Genomic DNA, 21,844 nt, shown 5'->3' with positions numbered 1-21,844 from the left:
AACGCACGCATCGCATTCGATGCCGCCGCGAGCGTCGCCAACCGTGCAACCCGCCCCATCGATCGGGCTGCGCACGCCTGTCTCGAATTTGTTTCGGCAAACTGACCGAATCGTGTCGCGTGCGCTCGCCGATACGATCGGCCCGGGCAAATCCCGCTGTCGACCGGGCCCACGCTCGCCGGAGCGAAATGCCCCCGAACGCCGCACGAAACGACCACGAAGTTTTCGATTGACGCGCCGCGCGATTCCCTCTTAACATCGCACTCGTTTCGATTCATGGAGGCGTCTGTGCCTACCGATGCGAGTTGTAGTTGGTCCTGTACCAACCTGACTGCCGCCTGAGGAAGCTTCGCAGAGCCTTGTCTTCTGCCGCATCCCGGGATAGCAGGATGCGGTGTCTTTCCGGGTCGGCATTCCGTCGATCCGAAATTCCCGTACTCGACATTTCAGTTGCCGCTCGACACTCGGGCGGTATCCGTGCGTGACCCGCGTCGCGCGCGCGTTTCCGGCCGCATGCCTGCGCATGCGCCGCCGTTGCACGCGTGCGTCGCACCGATCGACAGGAGTTCGAAATGGATGACGACAGTAGCCGATTAAGCTGCGCCGGCGTGCGTTCGCGCGCCATGCCGGCGAACACCCGACTCTCAGCCTTTGATCAGCCGATCGCGCCCGACGCGACGCGGCGGGAAGCGTTCGTCCGTCGTTGACGTCGTGACGCTCCCGCCGTGTGCAGTCCGGCGCCAGGAGCACGCATGACACGACTCGATATTTCCGCCCATCCGGCCACGCAACACAGCCTCATCCACGACAGCCGGTACGACGCACACCCGCGTCGCGACCTCGCACGTCATTCGCGTCGATACGCCACGGTTCCGTCACGCGCGCTGCGATGACGCCGCCCGGATCGCGCCCGCCGCGCCCCGCCGCCGTGCTCCGGCCATGCGGAAACGCCCGCCTTTCGGGATTGCCGCCAGCCGGGCCGGCACCACTCCATGTCCGATGTACCGGGAGAACACCATGCAAACCAGTATGAAACTCCATGCCAGCCGCCTGATCCGCGATAGCTACGTCTACTTCAAGATGCCGTACGCGCTGCTCATGCATTTCGACCGGATCGCGGCAGCCTACGACCAGCTGGACCGCAAGCAAAAGCACGCGTTCTCGTTTCCGGACCAGACCGACGGATTCCTGCCGTTCGGGCTCGAATACTCGAATACGCCCGAGCGGCCGGACCTGTGCGACCGCTTCTGCTACTGGGTCGCGCGACGCGACGCGCATCGCGGATTTCCGCTGGTCAAATCCGCGTTCTATCGCGAGATGGCCGCATACGAAGCCTGCATCAACGCGATCGCGCAGGACCTGCTCGACGCGGTATGCGAAAACCTCGGCGGCGCATCGCAGCCGCCCGTCCGGCACAGCTCCTACCTGCAGTTCTGCGCATACGAGCAGCACCACGGCAGGCACGACCGCGCGTACCTGCAGGACCCGCACGAGGACGGCCATCTGCTGTCGTTCATCAGGCCGACCGCACCCGGCCTGGTCCTGCTGCCCGATTCGGTACCGATCGCCGCGCTGCCGCGACCCGACGAAATGATCGTCCTGGCCGGCTCGCTTCTCGAGGCACTCACCGACGGGGAAGTGCCGGCGATGCAGCACGCCGTCGAACGCCCGCGCACGCGCGCGCGACGCAGGTCGCTGATGTACTTCGTCAATCCCGACCTGTCCGCGGGGCACGCCAGCACGATCGTCAACCGGCGGCCGCTGGACCTGCGGGCACTCGCCGAACGCCGGCACGTCGCGTTCGGCAACAGCACGCTGTGCCGCCCGTGCACCGCCTGACCCGGCTCATCCCGCCCACCCTTTCCCCGGAGAATCCATGCTTGGACGCCTCCTCCCCGTCGAAACCCGCTTTTTCGACCTCTTCGATACGCATGCGCAGCACATCGTCCTGGCCGCGTGCGAGCTTCAGATGCTCCTCGAGAATCTCGACGATGCCGAGCTGGCCATGGCCAACGTTCAAACCACTGAACGAACCGGCGACAAGCTCGCGCACGAAGCGATCGACCTGCTGCACAAGACGTTCATCACGCCGCTCGATCGCGACGAGATCCACAAGCTGATCACGACGATGGACGACATCCTCGACCTGATGGAAGACGTCGCGACCACGGTCGTGGTCTACGACCTGAAGTCGGTGACCGGGGAAGCCAACGAACTCGCGGACATCGTCGTGCAGTCGTCGTTGCAGGCGCAACTGGCGATCAACCGGCTGTCCGACATGAAGCAGTCGGTGCAGATCCTCAAGGCGTGCGAGGAGATCGACGCGCTCGAAACCCGTGCCGATCGCGTGCTGCGATCAGCGATATCCAAACTCTTTCGCGACGACATCGACGTGAAGACACTCATCAAGCTGAAGGGCGTCTACGACCTGCTCGAACGCATTACCGACAAATTCGAGGATGTCGCGAACATCGTCGAAGGCATCGTGCTGGAAAACGCCTGAGCGAATCAAGAAGATGCATTCGATACAACTCGCCCTATGGATGGTCGCGACGCTGGTGCTCGTCGCGCTCGTATTCGACTTCATGAACGGCTTTCACGACGCGGCGAACTCGATCGCCACCGTCGTGTCCACCGGGGTGCTGAAACCCCAGCAGGCCGTGGTGTTCGCGGCCGCGTTCAACGTCATCGCGTATTTCATCTTCCACCTGAAAGTCGCGCAGACCGTCGGTAAAGGCACGATCGATCCCGAGATCGTCGATCACTATGTCGTGTTCGGCGCGCTGGTCGGTGCGATCGGCTGGAACGTGATCACCTGGTACTACGGGATTCCGTCGAGCTCGTCGCACGCGCTGATCGGCGGCCTGGTCGGCGCGGCACTCGCGAAGTCGGGCTGGAGCTCGCTGAACATGGACGGGCTGATGAAGACCGTCGCGTTCATCTTCATTTCGCCGCTGCTCGGCTTCGTGCTCGGTTCGCTGTTCATGCTCGGCGTGTCCTGGCTGTATTTCCGTACCGCGCCCAGCAAGGTCGACCGGCGGTTCCGGCGGCTCCAGCTGCTGTCGGCCGGCCTGTACAGCCTTGGCCACGGCGGCAACGACGCGCAGAAGACGATCGGCATCATCTGGATGCTGCTGATCGCGTCGGGTTATGCGTCGGCGACCGCCGATGCGCCGCCCGCGTGGGTCATCGGCGCGTGTTACCTGTCGATGGGCCTCGGCACGCTGTTCGGCGGCTGGCGCATCGTGCGCACGATGGGCCAGAAGATCACGAAGCTCAAGCCGGTCGGTGGTTTCTGTGCGGAAAGCGGTGGCGCGATCACGCTGTTCATCGCGTCGTTCCTCGGCATTCCCGTGTCGACCACGCATACGATCACCGGTGCGATCGTCGGCGTCGGCGCGACGCGCAAGCTGTCGGCCGTGCGCTGGGGCGTGGCCGGCAACATCGTGTGGGCATGGGTGCTGACGATTCCCGCGTCCGCGCTGATCGCGGCCGGCGGATGGTGGCTCGGACACCGGATCTTCTGACGGGGTCGGCGCGTCTTCAGCAAAAAAAAAAGCGCGAACCGCGGTTCGCGCCAAAGAGAGACCTCGCTGAAGACGTCGCTGCTCCAAACCACCCTGCTCAGAACGAATGCCGCATCCCGATCCGCACGTCGGCCTGCGTCTGCGTCGTCGACGGCGTGAAGCTGTAGCCGATCACCGCATCGACGCCCTGCGACGCACGCAGGTAATCGCCGGAGATGTACACGTCCGTGCGCTTCGACAGCATGTAGTGCAGACCCGCCGTGCCCTGGTTCCAGTGATGGCCTTCGAAGCGCGTGTGCTGGTAACCCGCGATCAGGCTCAGCGCCGGCGTGAACTGGTACGAACCGCCGCCTTCATACACCTGCATGTGCGACGACTGGCCAAAGCCCTTGATCGTCGTGTACGAGAAGTTGGCGTCGAGCGTCAGCTTGTCGATCGTGTAGCTCGTGCCGATGCCGAACGTGCCCTGGCTGTCGACGTCCATCGGCGTGTTCGCGAACAGGTCGGTCCGTGCGCCGGTCGCCGGATCGACGGTGACGGTCTGCTGGCCGAGGAACGTGTGCGTGCCGATCATCGCGTACGGGTCGAACGCGTAGATACCGTTCGGGTTGTTCAGGCGCGTGTACGCGGCGCCGATCGAGAAGTCGCCCTTCGTGAAGCTCGCGCCCGCGCTCCATGCGCTGTTGCGGTGGAAGTTGCCCGCGACGTTGCCGAACGAGTACATCGCGCCGAACTTGAAGCCGCTGAGATCGTTCGACAGGAACTTCACCGAATTCGGCAGGCGGTCGCCGTTGAAGCGGTCGAAGTCGCCCTGGTGGATCGCATAACCGCTGCCCCACGCCGAGATGTTGTAGATCGACACGAGTTCGTTCGTGATGTCGAGCTGGTTGCCGAACGACAGCGTGCCCCAGTCGTTCTGCAGGCCGACATACGCCTGCCGGCCGAACTCCGAGCCACCGAAGCCGAGTTGCCCGGTGCCGAGGCGGAAGCCGCTTTCGAGGGTGAACACCGCTTTCAGGCCACCGCCCAGGTCTTCCGTGCCCTTCAGGCCGAAGCGGTTCCCGTACGCGACGCCGTCGTCGAACTTGACCACGTGCGAGCCGCCGGTGTTGTTCACATACGTGATGCCCGCGTCGAGAATCCCGTACAGCGTCACGCTGCTCTGGGCATGCCCGATGGCGGGAATGCTGGCCGCGCATGCAAGCGCGGCGGCTACGGCGACTTTCGTGTGCTTCATTATCGACCACCCTCCCTGAACCATTCGATGGAAAGAACCTCGTCCCGGCGCGTACCGCGATGCGCCGGTGGATTCGAATTCAGTACGCCCGCTGGCTCCGGCATTTCGTTTTTCGCAATAACGCAGCCATTGGCGAAAAATACAAACCCATATTTCGGGTCACCCGTCTGAAGGCGACACCAAATGGTCACGATGCGACCGGTCGGGAAAACACGTAGACAGGCGGCACGGCAAAAAGCCGGCCGCCAGAGGGGAGGTCAATGGCTGTCGAGGGCCGCGCGCACGGCCGGCAGGCCCGGTGCGCCGGCGGCGGTCGTCACGCCGTCCAGCCAGCCGGCGACCAGCGCCGGGTCGGCCTTCAGCGCATGCTGCGCCGCGACTGCGGGCGAGGTTTTGTGGTCGAGCATGTCGGCGATCATCCGGTTCTCGACGTCGACGGAGAACGTCATCTGCCGGAACAGCCGCGCCAGGTTCGCGCACTGGCCGGCAAACCCGGCGCGCGTGACCGTGTTGACCGTCGCGCCGCCGTAGTTCGGGCCGAAATACGTATCGCCGCCGGACAGGTAGGTCAGGTGGAACTTCGTGTTCATCAGGTGCGGCTCCCACGCGAGGAACACGATCCAGCGCTTGTCGCGCACCGCGCGCTCGACCTGCGTGAGCATGCCCGTCTCGCTCGATTCGACGAGCGACCAGTTCGCCGGGCCGAGCGCATGGTCGGACAGCATCCGCTTGATGTTCTGGTTCGCGGGCGCGCCGGGCTCGATCCCGTAGATCTTGCCGCCGAAGCGATCGGCGTAGCGCGCGAGATCGGCGAACGTATGCACGCCCGCGGCCGCCACGTAGTCGGGCACGGCGAGCGTGAACTTCGCGCCGCTCAGGTTCGCGTGCAGCACGTCGATCGACTTCTCGTCGACGAACGGCTTCACGAGCGGCGCCTGCGCGGGCATCCAGTTGCCGAGGAACACGTCGACCTGCCCTTTCTTGAGCCCCTGGTACGTGATCGGCACCGACAGGTTCGCCACGTCCTGCCGATAGCCGAGCGCCTTCAGCACGACGCCCGCCATCGCGTTCGTCGCGTCGATGTCGGTCCAGCCGGGCGCCGCCATCTTCACGTCGCCGCACGTCTGCGGGTCGGCCGCGTGCGCGCCCTGCGTCGTCATCACGCAGGCGGCCGCGGCAAGCGCCGCGCCGATCCGGATTGCTGTGTTGCATTGCCGTTCCATCGTCCGCTTCCTCCGTCGTTCGTTCAGGTTCGCGATGCGGGACACTCAGCGCCCGACACGCGGAAAACGCGCCATCGCCTCGAGCGTGTCGAGTTCGATGTGATTGCGCATGTAACGCTGGCTCGCGTCGGTGAACGGCTGCCAGTCCCACGCCTGGATGCGGCCCTGCGTCGTCGCCGCGTAATGGAAGCGCCGGCGCCGCTGGCTCGCGCGCACCTGTCGGTCGAGTTCGGGCAGGTTCCAGCGTCGCGCGGCTTGCGCACGGAACGCCGCGAGCACGTCGGCGGCTTCCGGCGCGCAGGCCAGGTTCGTCAGCTCGCGCGGGTCGTCCGCGAGGTGGTAGAGCTGGTCTGGATCGGCCGGGCAATGCACGTACTTCCAGTCGCCGCGGCGAATCATCACGACCGGCGCGACCGCGCCTTCCGCGAGGTATTCGCCGAGCGCGACATCGTGCGCGGGCGTGCCGTGCAGGTGCGGCACGAGACTCGCACCGTCGACGGGGTCGGGCCAGCCGCCAGCGGGCGCTGCGCCGGCCAGGTCGACGAGGGTCGGCAGCAGGTCGACGTGCGACACCGGTCCACGCACGCGCGCGGCGCCGAAACGGCCCGGCGCATGGACGATCAGCGGCACGCGGCAGCCGCCTTCGAAGAACGTCATCTTGTACCAGAGCCCGCGCTCGCCGAGCATGTCGCCGTGGTCCGACGTGACGATCACGATCGTGTCGTCGGCGAACCCGCACTGCTCGAGCGCGGCCAGCACGCTGCCGAACTGCGTGTCGACGTAGGACGTCGCACCGTAGTACGCACGGCGCGCGGCGCGGATCTGCGCGTCGGTCGGCGGCGTGCAGTCGTTCTCGCAGACGAAGCGCAGCCGCTGCGAATGCGGGTCGCTGTCCGCCGCGCCGAGCCGCACGGCCGGCATGTCGATTTCGTCGTCGCGGTACAGGTCCCAGTATTCGCGCGTGATCGCATACGGGTCGTGCGGATGGGTCAGCGACACGACCATGCAGAACGGCCGTGCATCGTGGCCGGCCGCGCGTTCGCGCGCGACGTCGTACAGCTTCTGCTTCGCGGCGAACGTGACCTCGTCGTCGAAATCGAGCTGGTTGGTCCGCACGCACGGGCCGGCCTCCAGCACCGAACTCATGTTGTGATACCAGCTCGGCCGCTCCGTCGGGCTGTCCCAGTCGGGCACCCAGCCGAAATCGGCCGGATAGATGTCGGTCGTGAGCCGCTCCTCGAAGCCGTGCAACTGGTCGGGCCCGCAAAAATGCATCTTGCCGGACAGCATCGTCCGGTAGCCGCCCGCGCGCAGGTAGTGCGCGAACGTCAGCGTTTGCGCCGGCAATTCGGCGGCGTTATCGTAGGCGCCGATCCCCGACGGCAGCTTGCCGGTCAGCAGCGAGAAACGCGACGGCGCGCACAGCGGGCTCGCGCAGTACGCGGCGTCGAACACCACGCCTTGCGCGGCAAGACGGTCGAGCGTCGGCGTGCGTGCGACGCGGTTGCCGTACGCCGGCAGCGCGAACGGCGTGAGCTGGTCGGCCATCAGGATCAGGATGTTGGGTGTCGGGTTCGTCATCGGCGGTCGTGGGGAAAGCGGTGTTCGAATGGAACGGCGCGCCGCTCGGGCAGCGAGACGTCCGGCATGACGGAAGCGGCCCGCAGAAAGTGCCGCGCGTGCCCGTCGCGACTGGCTAGAATCGCGGAAGGCCGGGTGCTGCGGCCGTGAAGCGCGCGTGCCGTGCCGTCCGATGCACTATCACCCGTCCGAATTCGGGCGGGTAGGCGTCCTGCCCTTATGGGGCCATTAGAGGGGCTTATGTCGAAATCCGAACCGTTACCGTCGATGCAGGCGCTGCGCGCGTTCGAGTCGGCTGCCCGGCTCGCGAGCTTCACGGCCGCCGCGCGCGAGCTCGGCTCGACGCAGCCGGCGGTGAGCCAGCAGGTGTTCCAGCTCGAGGCCGAGCTCGGCGTGCCGCTGTTCGAGCGCAGCCCGCGCGGCGTCACGCTGACGGCTGACGGCGAGTGCCTGTACGAAGCCGTGCGGCTGAGCCTCGACACGCTGCGCGGCGCCACCGCAACGCTGCGCGCGCGCCGGGAGCATGGCGCGCTCACGATCGTCACCGACTTCGGCTTCGCGACCTACTGGCTGATGCCGCGCCTGGCGGGCCTGAAGCGCGTGATGCCGGATGTCGACGTGCGCGTGGTCACGTCACAGGATTACGACGCGCAGCGCGACCACGGCGACATCGCGATCCTGTTCGGCGACGGCCACTGGCCGTCGTGCACGGCCGCGCGGCTCTTTCCGGAATCCGTCACGCCCGTGTGCTCGCCCGCGTTCCGCAATGCGCACCCGCACGTCGCGCGGGCCGACCAGCTGCTCGCGCTGCCACTGCTGCACGTGCAGCCGACGCGCCCCGAGCGCTGGCTGTCGTGGTCCGGCTGGTTCGACGCGCACGGCCTCGACACGGCGGCCGCCGCGCGCGGCGTGACCTTCAACAGCTACGCGCTCGTGATCCACGCGGCGCTGCTCGGCGAAGGCGTCGCGCTCGGCTGGTCGCCGCTCGTCGACGAACTCGTCGCGTCCGGGCAGCTCGTGAAGCTCGTCGACGCGCCCGTCGTCACGTCGCGCGGCTACTTCCTGGTGCGGCCGCCGCAACGGCCCGAGCCGGACGCAACCCACGTGTTCCGGCGCTGGCTGCTCGACGCGTGCGCGAGCGCCTGACGCACCGAGCCTCCCCCTCCGCGCGCTGGCGCGCCGATACCAGCCACACGGCGCGTTGGTTCTATCCTCCCCAAAATCGTCCTGATTTACTTGAGCCTCCCGCCAACCGCGCGGCGCGGCGCCTTCGTGCGCCGCCGCACGGCCGTGCGCCCCATGCAAACCGAGGAGTCTCATGACCGCCGAGCACCGCCCCGATCAATTCGTCCTGACACTGTCGTGCCCGAGCGCGGCCGGCCAGGTCGCCGCCGTCGTCGGCTTTCTCGATCGCCATCGCTGTTACGTCGATGCGCTGAACGTGTTCGACGACGATCTCAGCAACCGTTTCTTCGTGCGCTGCGTCTTTCATCCGACGGATGAAACGCTGCAGATCGACGCGCTGCGCCAGGAATTCGCGCCGATCGCAGCCGCGCTCGGCGGCCACGACGGCGACATGCAATGGGCGATCCACGACGTGAACGCACGGCCGAAGGTGCTGATCATGGTCTCGAAGCTCGAGCACTGCCTCGCGGACCTGCTGTTCCGCTGGCGGATGGGCGAACTGAAGATGGACATCGTCGGCATCGTGTCGAACCATCCCGACTTCGAGCCACTCGCCGCGCAGCACGGGCTGCCGTTCCGGCATTTCCCGATCACGGCCGACACCAAGGCGCAGCAGGAAGCGCAGTGGCTCGACTTCTTCGAGTCGAGCGGTGCCGAGCTCGTGATCCTCGCGCGCTACATGCAGGTGCTGTCGCAGGAAACGAGCGCCAAACTCGCGAACCGCGCGATCAACATCCATCACTCGTTCCTGCCCGGCTTCAAGGGCGCGAAGCCGTATCACCAGGCCCATGCGCGCGGCGTGAAGCTGATCGGCGCGACCGCGCACTTCGTCACCGACGATCTCGACGAAGGCCCGATCATCGAGCAGGTCGTCGAGCGCGTCGATCACGCGCTGCGTCCCGAGCAGCTGCTCGCGGTCGGTCGCGACGTCGAATCGATCACGCTTGCGCGTGCAGTGAAGGCGTTCATCGAGCGGCGCGTGTTCCTGAACGGCGATCGGACGGTGGTGTTTTCGTAAGCGGACAGCACGTTCGTTCGAACCCCGAGAAAACAAAAAAGGCCCGACGGCTGTACCGTCAGGCCTTTTTTTCGATCGCGTTGCATTTGACGTTTCACGCGATGGCCCCGTGTGCGGTTTCCGGGGACCATCGCGCGCAGCGACGCACGCATTACCTCGTCACTTCACCCACGCAAAGTAATACGACAACCAGATCGTCAGCCCCGCGCCGATCAGCGCTGCATAAGGCGTCAGATTCAGCCACATCGCGCGCTTCGGCACTTCGAGCTCCATGTCGCGCTGCATCTGCGCGGGGAACCGGCCGCGATCCTGCCAGTAGTGACGATAGAGAAACACCGGCACGATCAGCAGCATCGCGATCAGCCCGTTGCGCAGCGTGCCGTCGCCCTGCAGGTTCGCGCCCGCGCCGACATAAACGAGGTTCGCATAACCGCAGATCGCGCCACCGACGAGCAGCCAGGTCGGGCAGCGGAACGGCCGATCCCAGTCGCCGCGATCCATCCGGTGGATCCAGCCCGACTGGAGATTCAGGAATACGAACAACATGTAGCAAACGTTCGAGATCGACAGCACCGTCATGTAGTCCGACATCATCAGCAACACGAGGTTGAAGCCGAGGTCGGTCCACATCGCGCGCGTGGGCGAGCCGTGCTCGTTCACATGCGACAGGTACTTCGGCAGCCAGCCGTCGACCGATGCCTGATACAGCGTGCGCGACGAGCCCATCATCGACGTCATCACGATCAGCAGGATCGACAGCATCAGCATCACGACGACCGCATTCGCGACCCATGCGCCGCCGCCGACGATCTTCGCCATCGCGGCCGCCACGCCGGTGCCGTCGCCGATCGACGGATCGAGCATCGCCTGCGTGCCGAGCGCGCCCTGGAACGCCAGCGGCACGAGCGTCATCACGACGAGACACAATGCACCCGACCAGAAGATCGCCTTCGCGGTATCGCGGCGTGGATCGCGGAATTCGCGTGTGTAGCACACGGCCGTTTCGAAGCCGTACGACGCCCAGCCGGCCATGAACATCGCGCCGAGCGCCATCGTGACACCCTGCCCGTTCCACGAGCCGAACGTCGCGGCCGTGAGGTTGCCGTGCGCGTCGTGACCGAGCGGCAGCAGCGGGAGCAGGTTCGACATCGGCACGTCGCCGGTGACGAACGGCACGATGCCGACGATCAACAGCGGCGTGAGCGACGCGATGCCGAGAATGCGCTGCGTGCGCGCAGCCTTCGATGCACCGCTGTGTTGAAGCTTGAACGTGATGAGAAGCAGGATCGTCGCGATGATGAACGTCGCGTTGATCCGCAGGGACAGACCCGGCTTGATGAACCCGAGATCCGCAACCTTGAGCTGCCAGTGCAGCACCGCCGCGTTGGCGGGAAAGAGACTCGTGAGCGCATAACTCGCCGCGAGGCCGCAGCCGAGCGCGAGCATCGGCGACCACGCGAGCCAGTTGCACCACACGGACACCGGGGCAATCAGCTTGCTGTAACGGACCCAGCCGATCGCGCCATACACCGACGCGCCGCCCGATTTATGGGGAAATAGCCCCGATATTTCCGCATAAGTCGCGCTTTGAATCAGCCCCATCGTGATCGCGGCGATCCAGATCGCCCACGCGGGCTGGCCGATCGTCGCGCATACGCCGCCGATCGTGAACAGCACGCCTGCCGGCACGCCGCTCGTTACCCAGAATGCGTCTTTCCAAGTCAGGCCACGATGCAGCGTGTGGCCCGTCGAATCATGTGAGATGGTTGCCTCAACATCACTGGTGCGGTTCGCACGCAGTCCTGCCTGACTCATCCAATTCCTCCTCTCGATCAGAGTTAGCGCTTCAGCGCTTACTCTGTTCCGATGCAAAGCAGATGACTCCGCACAAGAGGCGCAGTGTAACAACCTTTGCGCTTTCTTGCACAATCATCAAAAAAATTCCGGGATATGGCTGGATAGTTTCAAATTTTATTAGGAATCCTGCCAACCATCCCCGGACTGCTTGTTTTAGGGATTCTTGTGACGATTTACTGCGTGCCTTCCGTCCACGCATTCACGCGGTCTGCATGCGCCGCAATCCACGCATCGGCGGCCGCTTCCGGCTTCGAACCGTTCTGGATCGCCAGCATCACGCTGTCGATTTCACCCGGCTTCCACTGGAATTTTTTCAGGAACGCGGCGACCGGCTTGGCCTTCGTTTCAAGCGACGGATTCGCGACGCTGTCGACGTGCTCGGCGCCGCCGAACACCTTCTTCGGATCCTCGAGGAAGCGCAGCTTCCACTTCGCGAACATCCAGTGCGGTGCCCAGCCGGTCACGATGACGGGTTTGTTCGCATTGACCGAACGCGACAGCTCGGCCGTCATCGCGCTGCCCGAACTCGGCATCAGCGTGTAGTTCAGCCCGTAGCTCTTGATCGCTTCGTCGGTCTTTCGCATCACGCCGGCACCCGCGTCGATACCGACGATCCGGCCGCCGAAATTGGCCTTCTCCGCGTTCAGGTCGTCGATGCTCTTCGCCTTCACATATGCAGGCACGATCAGGCCGATCTTCGCATCCGGGAAATTCGCGCCGAGGTCGACGACCTTGGCCTTGTACTCATCCCAGTACGAGCCGTGCGTCACCGGCAGCCATGCGGACAGCGTCGCATCGAGATCGCCGCGCGCGACACCCTGCCACATGATCCCGGCCGCGACCGGCACGAGCTGGACCTGGTAACCGAGCTTCTTCTCGATCACGCGGGCCGCGACGTTCGACGTCGCGACGCTGTCGTCCCAGCCTTCGACGTAGCCGATCTTCAGCGTCGGTTTCGTATCGGCGAGCGCCGACGCGCTCAATGCCACCATTGCCGACAGCGCGCCGGTCCACAACAATTTTCCGAACAGCTTCATGGTCGATCTCCTTGATGTGCGCCTGCGCGCGTTGTCTCTCTAGGTTCTTCAACCACAAATCCGCGGTATCGTTGTTTTCCGACGGATGCTTGTCCGGACACGACGCGTCCGGACAGCCGATGGCGTGTTGCGACTACTTGTCGATCACGAGGTCGGACAGCGGCTTGCTGCAGCACAGCAGCACCATGCCCTGATCGATCTCGCGCTGGCGGATGCCGCCGTTGTGCTTCATCTCGACCTGCCCCGATACGAGCTTCACCTTGCAGGTGCCGCACATGCCCTGCGTGCACGATGCCGGCAGCCGCACGCCCGACTGGCGTGCCGCGTCCAGCACGTGCTGCGCCGAGCCGCACGCGATCTCGCGGTTGCTCTTCGCGAAGCTGACCGTGAACTGCTTGGTCGCGGCGTCGCCGTCTTCTGCCGGCGGTGCGAGATCGGCGAGCAATTCGTCGCTCGCGGTTTGCGCGAGCGTCTCGAACGAGAAACTCTCCTCGTGATACTGCTTGCGATCGAAACCGGCTTCGTCGAGCAGGTCGCGCACCGCCTTCATGTACGGCGCAGGGCCGCACGTGAAGATCTCGCGTTCCATGAAATCCGGCGCGATCAGCTTCAGCAGCGGCAGCGTCAGGAATCCCGTGACGCCCGGCCAGTTGGTGCGCGCACCCAGGCGTTCGACGACGAACGACGTGCGGAAATTCGTGTGATTCGACGCGATCAGGTCCAACTCGCGCGCGAAGATGATGTCGTCCGGCGTACGCGCGCTGTGCACGAACAGGATGTCGCGATCCTCGGCGAGATCATGGTGTGCGCGGCTCATCGACATCAGCGGCGTGACGCCCGAGCCGGCCGACAGGAACAGGTACTTGCGCGCCGGATGCCGCGCGCACGTGAATTCGCCGGCCGGACCGAGCACGCGCACCGGCGCGCCCGGCTGCAGGTTGTCGTGCAGCCAGTTCGACACCTTGCCGCCCGGCACGCGCTTGACCGTGATCGACACCGTATGCGGCCGCGCGGGCGACGACGAGATCGTGTAGCAGCGGTTGATCGTCTCGCCGTCGATGTCGAGCTCGAGCGTGAGGAACTGCCCGGGCTCGAACGAGAACGAGCGGCCTTGCGGCGAACGGAAGAAGAAGCTCTTCACGTCATGCGTTTCCTGCCGCACGTGGCAGCACACCAGCGTTTCCTCGACGTCGCTCGTCCAGCGCTCGGGAAGGGCGTTCCAGAACGCCGGGCGCGTCACCCGGCTGTCCGTCGGCTCGAAATTGGCCGCATCTCGCATCATGTCTTGCTCCGCTTGTTCGCTGCTATGTGCTATTCGCCGGTTTTTTCGGCGAGCCGGCCGATGTACCAGGCCGAGAATTTTTCGACGAGACCTTCCGTGAACGGCGAATACGGACCCGGCTCGTACGCGCTGCTGGTCGCGCCGCGCTGCGAGAATTCGACGAGCGCACGATCCTGGTCGTTGGTCGCATTCCACACGGCCGTGAGGTTCTTCACGTCGTAGTCGATGCCTTCCTTCGCGTCCTTGTGCACGAGCCACTTCGTGCGCACGAGCGTCTTGCCGGCCGACAGCGGGATCACCGAGAACGTCACGATGTGATCGCTCATGAAGTGGTGCCACGAATTCGGCTGCGTCCAGAACGACAGCCCGCCGAGGTCGGCCTTGTCGAAACCGCCGAGCAGCTTCTTCGACGCAACCTTCGCATCGAGCGTCTGCGATTCGCCATGACGATCGAGCGGCAGGCGCTGCGTGCGGAAACCCGTCACGTCGAGCAGCTTTTCGATCTCGGCGGACGGCAGGCCCATTTCGGCCCACTCCTTGCCGCGCCGCACGCACGTCTCGGCGAACGCGTCCATGCCTTCGGCGTTGGCGTCGGAACGCTGGTAGCCGAAGCCGTATTCGTACAGCGAAATCGTCAGCTCCGGATGGTTCGCGACGCAGTGATAGCACTCGCGGTTGTTCTCCATCGTGAGCTTCCAGTTGCCTTCCTCGATGATGTCGATCTGCGCGGCGATCTTCGTGCTCGGCAGGTCGTGCGGCAACAGGTACGGCTCCATCTCGGCGCGCATCTTCGCGAAGTCGACCGGCGGCTCGTCGGCGAGGCAGATGAAGATCAGGCCCGCGAGGTTCTCGACGTGCACCGACTTCAGGCTGTGCTTGCAGCGGTCGAACTTCTCGCCCATGTGCTCGGCGAACATCAGCTGGCCCGTCAGGTTGTAGGTCCAGCTGTGGTACGGGCACACGATGTTGCCGACCGAACCTTTATCCTCGTTGCACAGGCGCGCGCCGCGGTGACGGCACACGTTGTGGAACGCGCGGATCGCCATGTCGTCGTCACGCACGATCAGGATCGAATCGCTCCCCAGTTCCACGGTCACGTAGTCGCCCGGCTCGGGAATATCCGGCTCGACCGCCACCTGGATCCAGTGCTGGCGGAAAATCGCCTCCATGTCGAGCGCGAAGATGTCCTCGCTCGTGTAGAACGGCGCATCGAGGCTGTGCCCTTCCTTGCGCCGCTCGATCAATGCACGAATGTCTGCCGATACTTTCATCGTTTGCTCCGGATTCCTTGCATCCCTGGGTTCTTGCCGACAGGCATCAAAATCAGTAGTCGATGAGCTGATGCTCGCGCAAATACGCGAGTATCACTTGTGCTTTTTCGACCGAACTCCCTTCATTTACGACGTTGCCGCCACGGCTTTCGGTCGTCGTCGCGGACAGCATCCGGGCATGCCCGGAGCGCTTCTCGGCGGCGACCAGTTTTACGGGTTTACGCTCGACCGGACCGACCGTCCAGGCGGCCGCGTCGGCGTCCGCGCCGGGCGCCGCGAGCGCAGGCCGGATCGCGCCGGCGCGCAGCCTCGCATACGCGTAGCGCGGCTCGGCATTGGCCAGCGGATGGACGGCAACGACGGCCGGCAGCGCCGCATCGACGCGCCGCCGCAAACCTTTCGGCAAAAATTGCCGGACCGCCGCGCGGCCGCCTTCGACCGTCACGTCGACCGCCGAACCGACGAGCGGATAACCGAGCGCGGCGGCGATGCGATACGGCAGCATCCCGGTGTCGTACGCGCCCTCGGCGCGCGTGCCGGTCAGCACGAGGTCGTAGCCTTCGACGCGTGCGGCAAGCGCGTGCACGGCATCGTCGGCGTCGCGGCAGGCGAGCACTTCGACGTCCCGCGCACCGAGCGCGAGATATTCGGCAAGTGCCGCATTCGCGGGGTCGCCCGCATGGATCACGTCGAGCCGCGCGCGATGCCGTTCGGCGAGCTGGCGGCCGGTTTCGAGCGCGGCCGCATCGTTGCGGCTGTAGCGCGCGACGCCGCTGACCGGATGCCGGCCGACGGACACGAGCACCGCGATGCGTTGCAACTGGCGGGGGGCGTTCATGCGGCAACTCCTTCCGGTTCACGGGTGCCGACCGCGGCCGGCGATTCGCCGCGCGCGGCACGCGCGGCCTGCACCTGTTCGATCAGCGCGGTGATGGTCGCCTGCGCGTCGCCCACCACCGTCAGGTTCGCGCGCTTCGCGATCGGCGCGCTGCCGTCGAGGTTCACCGCGATCACGTGGCGGCAGTCCTTGATCCCCTGCAAGTGCTGCACCGCGCCCGAGATGCCGAACGCGATGTACACGCTTGCCTCGACCGTCTTGCCGGTGGCACCGACCTGCTTGTCGCGCGTGAAGTGGCCGTTGTCGACCGCGACGCGGCTCGCGCCGATCGCCGCGCCGAATGCGCCGGCCAGCCGCTCGAACGCGCCGATGTCGGACACGCCGTTGCCGGCCGACACGATGAAGTCGGCTTCCTCGAGCGCGACCTGGGCCGCATCGATTTCGTCGAGGCCGAGATCGCGATACGGCTGCGCGGCATCGCCCGCCGGGCGGATGAAGTCGGCGGCCAGGCGCTCGCCCGCGCCGACGAACGGCAGCTTCGCGTCGACCGCGTTCTGCGCGAGCAGGATCACGTCGGGCAGCCCGCGCGTCGCGAACGCGCGGCCGGCGTGTGCATACGCGCCGACATGCTTCGCGTCGATCTCGACGACGTTCGTCGCGACGCTCGCACCGGCGGCCGCCGCGTAGCGCCGGCCGAGATCGCCGTCGCCCGTCGCGTTGTCGGGCACGAACACATGCTTCGGCGCGAGTGCCGCCACACACGCCTGCAATGCTTGCAACTCGCTTTCGGGATCGAATGCGCGGCGATCGAAGCCAGCGAGTTCAACCAGCTTGTCGACGCCGAGTTCGGCCACGTCATCCTTCAGTTCGCCGAACGCGAGCAGCGCGACTTCGGTGTGCGCGTCGGCAAGCAGCGCGGCGGCAGCGATCGCCTGCCGCGAATGGTCGTCGAGCGCACCGCGTTCGCCGTGCGCGACCACCAGCATCACGTGCTTCGGGTCCTGCACCGCGCGGCGCGGCTTCGCGGCCGCAGCGCCATGACCGTGCGCGGACCAGTGCGCGGCGTTCGCGTCGGCGCTGCCTTCCTCGCCGAGCGTGATGCGCTTCAGGCCCGCGGCCGTGATGACGAACGGCCGGCGCGGATCGATTCGTTTGATCGTGTTCATCGATTCACTCACTCCAGCGACGCAGCAACGAGTTCGGCCACATCGAGCACGTCGGGGCGCGGGCCCACGACGCCTTCGAGCATCGCCGTGCAGTTCGGGCACGCAACCGCGACCACGTCCGCGCCGATCGTGCGGGCATCGGCAATGCGGATGTCGGGAATGCGCTGCTTGCCGGGGATGTCGGTCAGCGACGCACCGCCGCCACCGCCGCAGCAGCGACCGCGCATGCCGTTGCGTTCCATCTCGACGACCTGGATGCCGATCGTCTTCAGCAGCTTGCGCGGCGCTTCCGTCTCGCCGTTGTAGCGGCCGAGGTAGCACGGGTCGTGATACGTGGTGCGCTTCTCGCGCAGCGCGTCGACGGCCTTGGGCGCGATCTTGCCGCTCTCGGCCAGTTCCGCGAGGTAGGTCGTGTGGTGCTTGACCGTCACGCGCAGCCCGAGCGCACGATATTCGTTGCGCAGGCTGTGCATCACGTGCGGGTCGGCCGTCACGATCTGCTGGTACGACAGCGTGCCGAGCGTGCCGATCAGGCGCTTCGCCATCTGCTGAAACGTCGCTTCGTCGCCGAGCCGGCGCGCAACGTCGCCCGTGTCGGTCTCGGTCGAGCCGAGCACCGCGTAGTCGACGCCGGCCTTGTTCAGCACGCTGACGAACGCGCGCAGCGTGCGCTGGTAACGCATGTCGAACGCGCCTTCGCCCGCGACGAACAGCACGTCGACCGGCTTGCCGGGCTGCGCGACGGGCGCGCTCAGGTCGACCGACCAGTCGTAGCGCGCGGCCGTGTCGTAACCGCCCATCGTGCCGGTTTCACGCAGGTTCGCGAGCACTTCCTGGCCCTTGCCGGGCACCGTGCCGTGCACGAGCGTGCGGTTGCGGCGCATGTCGACGATCGCGTCGACGTGCTCGATCAGCATCGGGCATTCCTGCACGCAAGCGCGGCAGGTCGTGCACGACCACAGCGTCTGCTCCTCGATCAGGCCCGACACGATCGGGCCGTTCGGCTCGCCGCGATGCTGGCCGACCGCGAGGCCCGGCGACGGGCTGCCTGCGTACGCCGCATCGGTGCCGCCTGCCATCCCGACGACGAGATCCTGGATCAGCTTCTTCGGGTTCAGCGGCTGGCCCGACGCGAACGCGGGGCATGCGGCTTCGCACTTGCCGCACTGCACGCATGCATCGAAGCTCAGCAGCTGGTTCCAGCGGAATTCGACCGGCTTCGCGACGCCGTACTCCTGATGCTCGAGGTCCGGCAGCTTCAGCGCGGTCGGCGGCGTGGCCGTGCCGTTGCCGGTGAACGATTCGCGCGTTGCCGCGAAACGCTCCTGGCGCGGGTGGAATGCGAGGTGCAGCAGGCCGGCGATCGCATGCTTCATCGGGCCGCCCTTCGCGGCGCCGACCGTCATCGTGAACGCGCCGACGCCGATCAGCAGCGCGCAGAGCACCGCGAACGCCCCCGACATCGCGCCGGTGGGCACCAGCATGAACAGCACGAGGCCGAGCGCGAACGAGCCGAGCAGCCAGGGCAGCGTATTCCACGGGCCGCGCGACAGGCGGGCCGGCACGTCCTTCGCCGCGCGCCGGCGCCACACGAACACCGCGCCGACCAGCATCGCGAGCGCCGCGAGGAAAATCAGCTTGTCGAGCCACGGCGAGTAGATCGCGAGGCCATAGTTGACGAACACCAGCGCGAGCGCGCCGATCGCACCGCCGGCGGTCGCGACGTGCGTCTTCGCGATGTACGGATCGCGCGCGACCACATGGTGCAGGTCGACGAAGTAACGCTTCGGAATCGCAAACAGGTTCGCGATGCCGAACGAGCCGGGCGCCGTGGCCCGGCCGAGGCGCCAGTAGGACGAGCGCTTCGCGACCGCGAACGCGAGCCCCGCCACCGACAGCCACAACAGTGCGGTAATGAGGAAGGCCGGATTCATCTTCAGAAATCCTTCACGAGACGCAGCGAGTCGTAGATCGCGCCGTGGACGTTGTGCATCGAGATGCAGTCGCCGACACGGAACAGCAGGAAGCGGCCGTTGCCGAGTTCTTCCGACAGGCACGGCTGCGGCTCGGCCGCGAACAGCGTGTGCGGATCGATCTGGCCGCGATTCAGCGATTCCGGCTTGAGCTTCCAGTACAGCTCGTCGTTCGGCGACGAGCCGTTCTCGATCACCACCTGGTCGACAGCGCGCTCTTCCAGTTCCTCGGTGTATTCGTTGCGCAGCACGGCGATCGTCTTGCCGTCTTCTTCATAGACGCGGTCGAGCATCGTGTTCGGCGTCGGGATCACGCCGAACGCGTACAGGCGACGATAGAAGATCGGGAACGTCGTGCCGCCGCAATCGTCGGCCACCTTCACGTCCGGCGTGACGACCTCGACCTTCGAACCGCGGCTCGCCATGAAGTCGGCCACGCCCGCGCCCGCATGGGTGCTCACGCCGTCGAACAGCAGCACGTTCTGCTTCGGCTCGACCTTGCCGGTCAGGATGTCCCACGAGCTGACGGCCAGGCCGTCGGCCACGCCCCAGCCCGGCACCTGCCACGTGAAGCTCGACCCGCCCGTCGCGAGCACGACGATGTCCGGCTTCTCGGCCATGATCATCTTCTCGTCGGCGGCCACACCAAGGCGACGGTCGACGCCCAGACGCTTGGTTTCCATGTCGAACCAGCGGATGATCCCCGACATCTGTTCGCGCTGCGGCGCCTTCGCGGCGATCATCACCTGGCCGCCCACTTCCGCGTTCTTCTCGAACAGCACCACGTCGTGGCCGCGCAGCTTCGCGACACGCGCCGCCTCGAGGCCTGCCGGGCCCGCGCCCACCACCACGACCTTGCGCTTCGGGCCACGCGACTTCTCGATGATGTGCGGCATCGTCGCTTCGCGTGACGTGGCCGCGTTCTGGATGCAGAGCACGTCGAGGCCGTTGTACTGGCGGTCGATGCAGTAGTTTGCGCCGACGCACTGCTTGATTTCGTCCTCGCGGCCGTCGCGGATCTTGATCACCATGTGCGGATCGGCGATCTGCGCGCGCGTCATGCCGACCAGGTCGATCATGCCGTTGGCGAGCAGGCGCTCGGCCTGGCCCGCGTCGCGGATGCTCTGCGCGTGCATCACCGGAATCTTCACCACCGACTTGATGCCGGCCGCAAGGTGCACGAACGGCTCAGGCGGCAACGCCATCGGCGGCATGCAGTTCGCGATCGTGTTGTGCGTATCGCCGCCCGAGCCGACCACGCTCAGGTAGTCGATCAGGCCCGTCTCCGACATCGCCTGCGCGATTTCCTTCAGCGCTTCGTGGTCGAGGCCGTCCTCGTGGAATTCGTCGCCGCACATGCGCAGGCCGACGCAGAAATCCTTGCCCACCGCTTCGCGCACCGCCGTCAGCACCTCGATGCCGAAACGCAGGCGGTTCTCCAGGCTGCCGCCCCATTCGTCGGTGCGATGGTTCGAACGCTGGCTCCAGAACTGGTCGATCAGGTGCTGGTGGGCCGCCGAGATTTCGATACCGTCCATGCCGGCCGCCTTCACGCGCTTCGCGGCCGCCGCGAAATCGCCGATGATGCGGCGGATTTCCTCGATCTCGATGATCTTCGCGTTGCCGCGGTGCACCGGTTCGCGCACGCCCGACGGCGACATCAGGTGCGGCCAGTGCTCGCCGTGGAACGACGAGCGGCGACCCATGTGCGTCGCCTGGATCATGATCTTCGCGCCGTGCTTGTGCATCGTGTCCGCGAGCCGCGTGAGCGGATCGATGATCTTGTCGGTCGACAGGTTCACCGATTTCCACCAGCCCTGCGGGCTGTCGATCGACACCGGGCTCGACCCGCCGCAAATGGCCAGGCCGACACCACCCTTCGCCTTTTCTTCGTAGTAGCGGATATAACGATCGCCCGGCAGGCCGCCCGGCTCGGCATACACCTCCGCGTGCGCGGTGCTGACGATCCGGTTGCGCAGCGTCAGCTGGTTCAGCTGCATGGGTTTGAACAGGTGGGGATAACGCATCGCTGGCGACCTCTGGCGTTCGAATGTCTCGTGTTGCGGGTGTTGTTTTGAATCGGTGAGTCAGTGCTTCAGTGCGTCAGTGCGCGATCGGCGACACTTCGAAGACGCAGTGGTCGTGATGCTCGGCCGCGCACTGCACTTCCTTCGATTGCGCGCGCGGCGCGCCCTTGCCTTCCGGCGTCGTGTCGTTCACCCAGTCCATCGCACCGGCGAACCAGCCCGCGAACATGTAGCAGAGCTTGCCTTCCTTGCCCGGCTGCTGGAGCACGAACGACGAGTGGCGCAGCTCGATCTTCGCGCGCGCGCTGGCCGGATCGGCCTCGATGATCGAGAACAGGCCCCAGCCGCGCTGCGACAGGCGCTTCAGGTAATGCTCGAACACCGCCATGCCGGTCAGGCCGTGCAGCTTCGCTTCCTTGTCGCACCAGTGATACGCGGACTTGTAGCCGGCCTTGTAGAGGATCTCGGCATACGCGTCGACGCCGAGCGCTTCCTCGACGGCGACGTGGTTGTTCGTGAAGAAGTGACGCGGCACGTACAGCATCGGCAGCGCGTCGGTGGTCCAGACGCCGGTATCGGGATCGACGTTGATCGGCAGTTGCGGTTGCATCGTGGTGACTCC

17 protein-coding genes are annotated in these 21,844 nt (G+C 66.0%); 5 read left to right on the top strand and 12 right to left on the bottom strand.

Features of this window, described 5'->3' with window-relative positions; all coding sequences use genetic code 11:
• The first annotated feature begins 1,017 nt into the window (after window positions 1–1,017).
• The 3 genes from ACN22W_RS17635 to ACN22W_RS17625 are packed head-to-tail and all read left to right on the top strand — an operon-like array spanning window position 1,018 to window position 3,527.
• On the top strand, window positions 1,018–1,839 hold the full coding sequence (locus ACN22W_RS17635; protein ID WP_419688725.1) for a 2OG-Fe(II) oxygenase family protein: 822 nt from the start codon (window positions 1,018–1,020) through the stop codon (window positions 1,837–1,839).
• 37 nt (window positions 1,840–1,876) lie between these two features.
• Window positions 1,877–2,503 carry a DUF47 domain-containing protein gene (locus ACN22W_RS17630; RefSeq protein ID WP_419688723.1) on the top strand — a complete coding sequence of 209 codons (627 nt, stop codon included), beginning with the start codon at window positions 1,877–1,879 and terminating at the stop codon, window positions 2,501–2,503.
• A 13-nt stretch (window positions 2,504–2,516) separates the two neighbouring features.
• Window positions 2,517–3,527, top strand: a complete 1,011-nt coding sequence (locus tag ACN22W_RS17625) for an anion permease (protein WP_419688721.1) — start codon at window positions 2,517–2,519, stop codon at window positions 3,525–3,527.
• A gap of 97 nt (window positions 3,528–3,624) precedes the next feature.
• On the opposite strand, the gene ACN22W_RS17620 is transcribed toward ACN22W_RS17625, so the two are convergent.
• From ACN22W_RS17620 to betC, 3 genes are all read right to left on the bottom strand, one after another.
• Window positions 3,625–4,764 carry a porin gene (locus ACN22W_RS17620; protein WP_129515630.1) on the bottom strand — a complete coding sequence of 380 codons (1,140 nt, stop codon included), beginning with the start codon at window positions 4,762–4,764 and terminating at the stop codon, window positions 3,625–3,627.
• Between the two features lie 257 nt (window positions 4,765–5,021).
• A complete protein-coding gene (gene choX / locus ACN22W_RS17615; protein WP_412023866.1) occupies window positions 5,022–5,987 on the bottom strand; it encodes a choline ABC transporter substrate-binding protein in 966 nt (321 codons plus the stop codon).
• Between the two features lie 45 nt (window positions 5,988–6,032).
• Complete coding sequence (betC, locus tag ACN22W_RS17610; protein WP_419688719.1) at window positions 6,033–7,568, bottom strand: choline-sulfatase; 1,536 nt, start codon at window positions 7,566–7,568, stop codon at window positions 6,033–6,035.
• 240 nt (window positions 7,569–7,808) lie between these two features.
• Here betC and ACN22W_RS17605 point away from each other — a divergent pair, with 240 nt between their 5' ends.
• Window positions 7,809–8,714 carry a choline sulfate utilization transcriptional regulator gene (locus tag ACN22W_RS17605; RefSeq protein ID WP_048243314.1) on the top strand — a complete coding sequence of 302 codons (906 nt, stop codon included), beginning with the start codon at window positions 7,809–7,811 and terminating at the stop codon, window positions 8,712–8,714.
• Between the two features lie 172 nt (window positions 8,715–8,886).
• Entirely contained in the window at window positions 8,887–9,771 is an 885-nt protein-coding gene (purU, locus tag ACN22W_RS17600) for a formyltetrahydrofolate deformylase (RefSeq protein ID WP_193099895.1), read from the top strand.
• A gap of 159 nt (window positions 9,772–9,930) precedes the next feature.
• Here purU and ACN22W_RS17595 read toward each other — a convergent pair whose 3' ends face one another.
• From ACN22W_RS17595 to ACN22W_RS17555, 9 genes are all read right to left on the bottom strand, one after another.
• Window positions 9,931–11,586, bottom strand: coding sequence for an APC family permease (locus ACN22W_RS17595; protein WP_419688716.1), 1,656 nt, complete (start codon window positions 11,584–11,586; stop codon window positions 9,931–9,933).
• 215 nt (window positions 11,587–11,801) lie between these two features.
• A complete protein-coding gene (locus ACN22W_RS17590) occupies window positions 11,802–12,665 on the bottom strand; it encodes a glycine betaine ABC transporter substrate-binding protein (protein WP_343493499.1) in 864 nt (287 codons plus the stop codon).
• Window positions 12,666–12,798: 133 nt separating this feature from the next.
• Window positions 12,799–13,947, bottom strand: a complete 1,149-nt coding sequence (locus tag ACN22W_RS17585) for an FAD-binding oxidoreductase (RefSeq protein WP_419688714.1) — start codon at window positions 13,945–13,947, stop codon at window positions 12,799–12,801.
• A gap of 29 nt (window positions 13,948–13,976) precedes the next feature.
• Window positions 13,977–15,218, bottom strand: coding sequence for an aromatic ring-hydroxylating oxygenase subunit alpha (locus tag ACN22W_RS17580; RefSeq protein WP_129515638.1), 1,242 nt, complete (start codon window positions 15,216–15,218; stop codon window positions 13,977–13,979).
• Window positions 15,219–15,270: 52 nt separating this feature from the next.
• On the bottom strand, window positions 15,271–16,056 hold the full coding sequence (locus ACN22W_RS17575) for an electron transfer flavoprotein subunit beta/FixA family protein (protein WP_419688712.1): 786 nt from the start codon (window positions 16,054–16,056) through the stop codon (window positions 15,271–15,273).
• A complete protein-coding gene (locus tag ACN22W_RS17570; RefSeq protein WP_419688710.1) occupies window positions 16,053–17,222 on the bottom strand; it encodes an electron transfer flavoprotein subunit alpha/FixB family protein in 1,170 nt (389 codons plus the stop codon). The genes ACN22W_RS17575 and ACN22W_RS17570 overlap by 4 nt, the downstream gene beginning before the upstream one ends.
• An 8-nt stretch (window positions 17,223–17,230) precedes the next feature.
• A complete protein-coding gene (locus ACN22W_RS17565) occupies window positions 17,231–19,156 on the bottom strand; it encodes a (Fe-S)-binding protein (RefSeq protein ID WP_419688708.1) in 1,926 nt (641 codons plus the stop codon).
• A gap of 2 nt (window positions 19,157–19,158) precedes the next feature.
• Window positions 19,159–21,222, bottom strand: coding sequence for an NADH:flavin oxidoreductase (locus tag ACN22W_RS17560; RefSeq protein ID WP_193099885.1), 2,064 nt, complete (start codon window positions 21,220–21,222; stop codon window positions 19,159–19,161).
• Between the two features lie 76 nt (window positions 21,223–21,298).
• Entirely contained in the window at window positions 21,299–21,832 is a 534-nt protein-coding gene (locus ACN22W_RS17555; protein WP_048243292.1) for a DUF5943 domain-containing protein, read from the bottom strand.
• Between the last annotated feature and the right edge of the window lie 12 nt (window positions 21,833–21,844).

The sequence above is a fragment of the Burkholderia theae genome, from assembly GCF_048565265.1.
Lineage (GTDB): Bacteria > Pseudomonadota > Gammaproteobacteria > Burkholderiales > Burkholderiaceae > Burkholderia > Burkholderia theae.
Note: the sequence above shows the minus strand (reverse complement) of the source record. Positions and strands in the feature narration are given on the sequence as shown.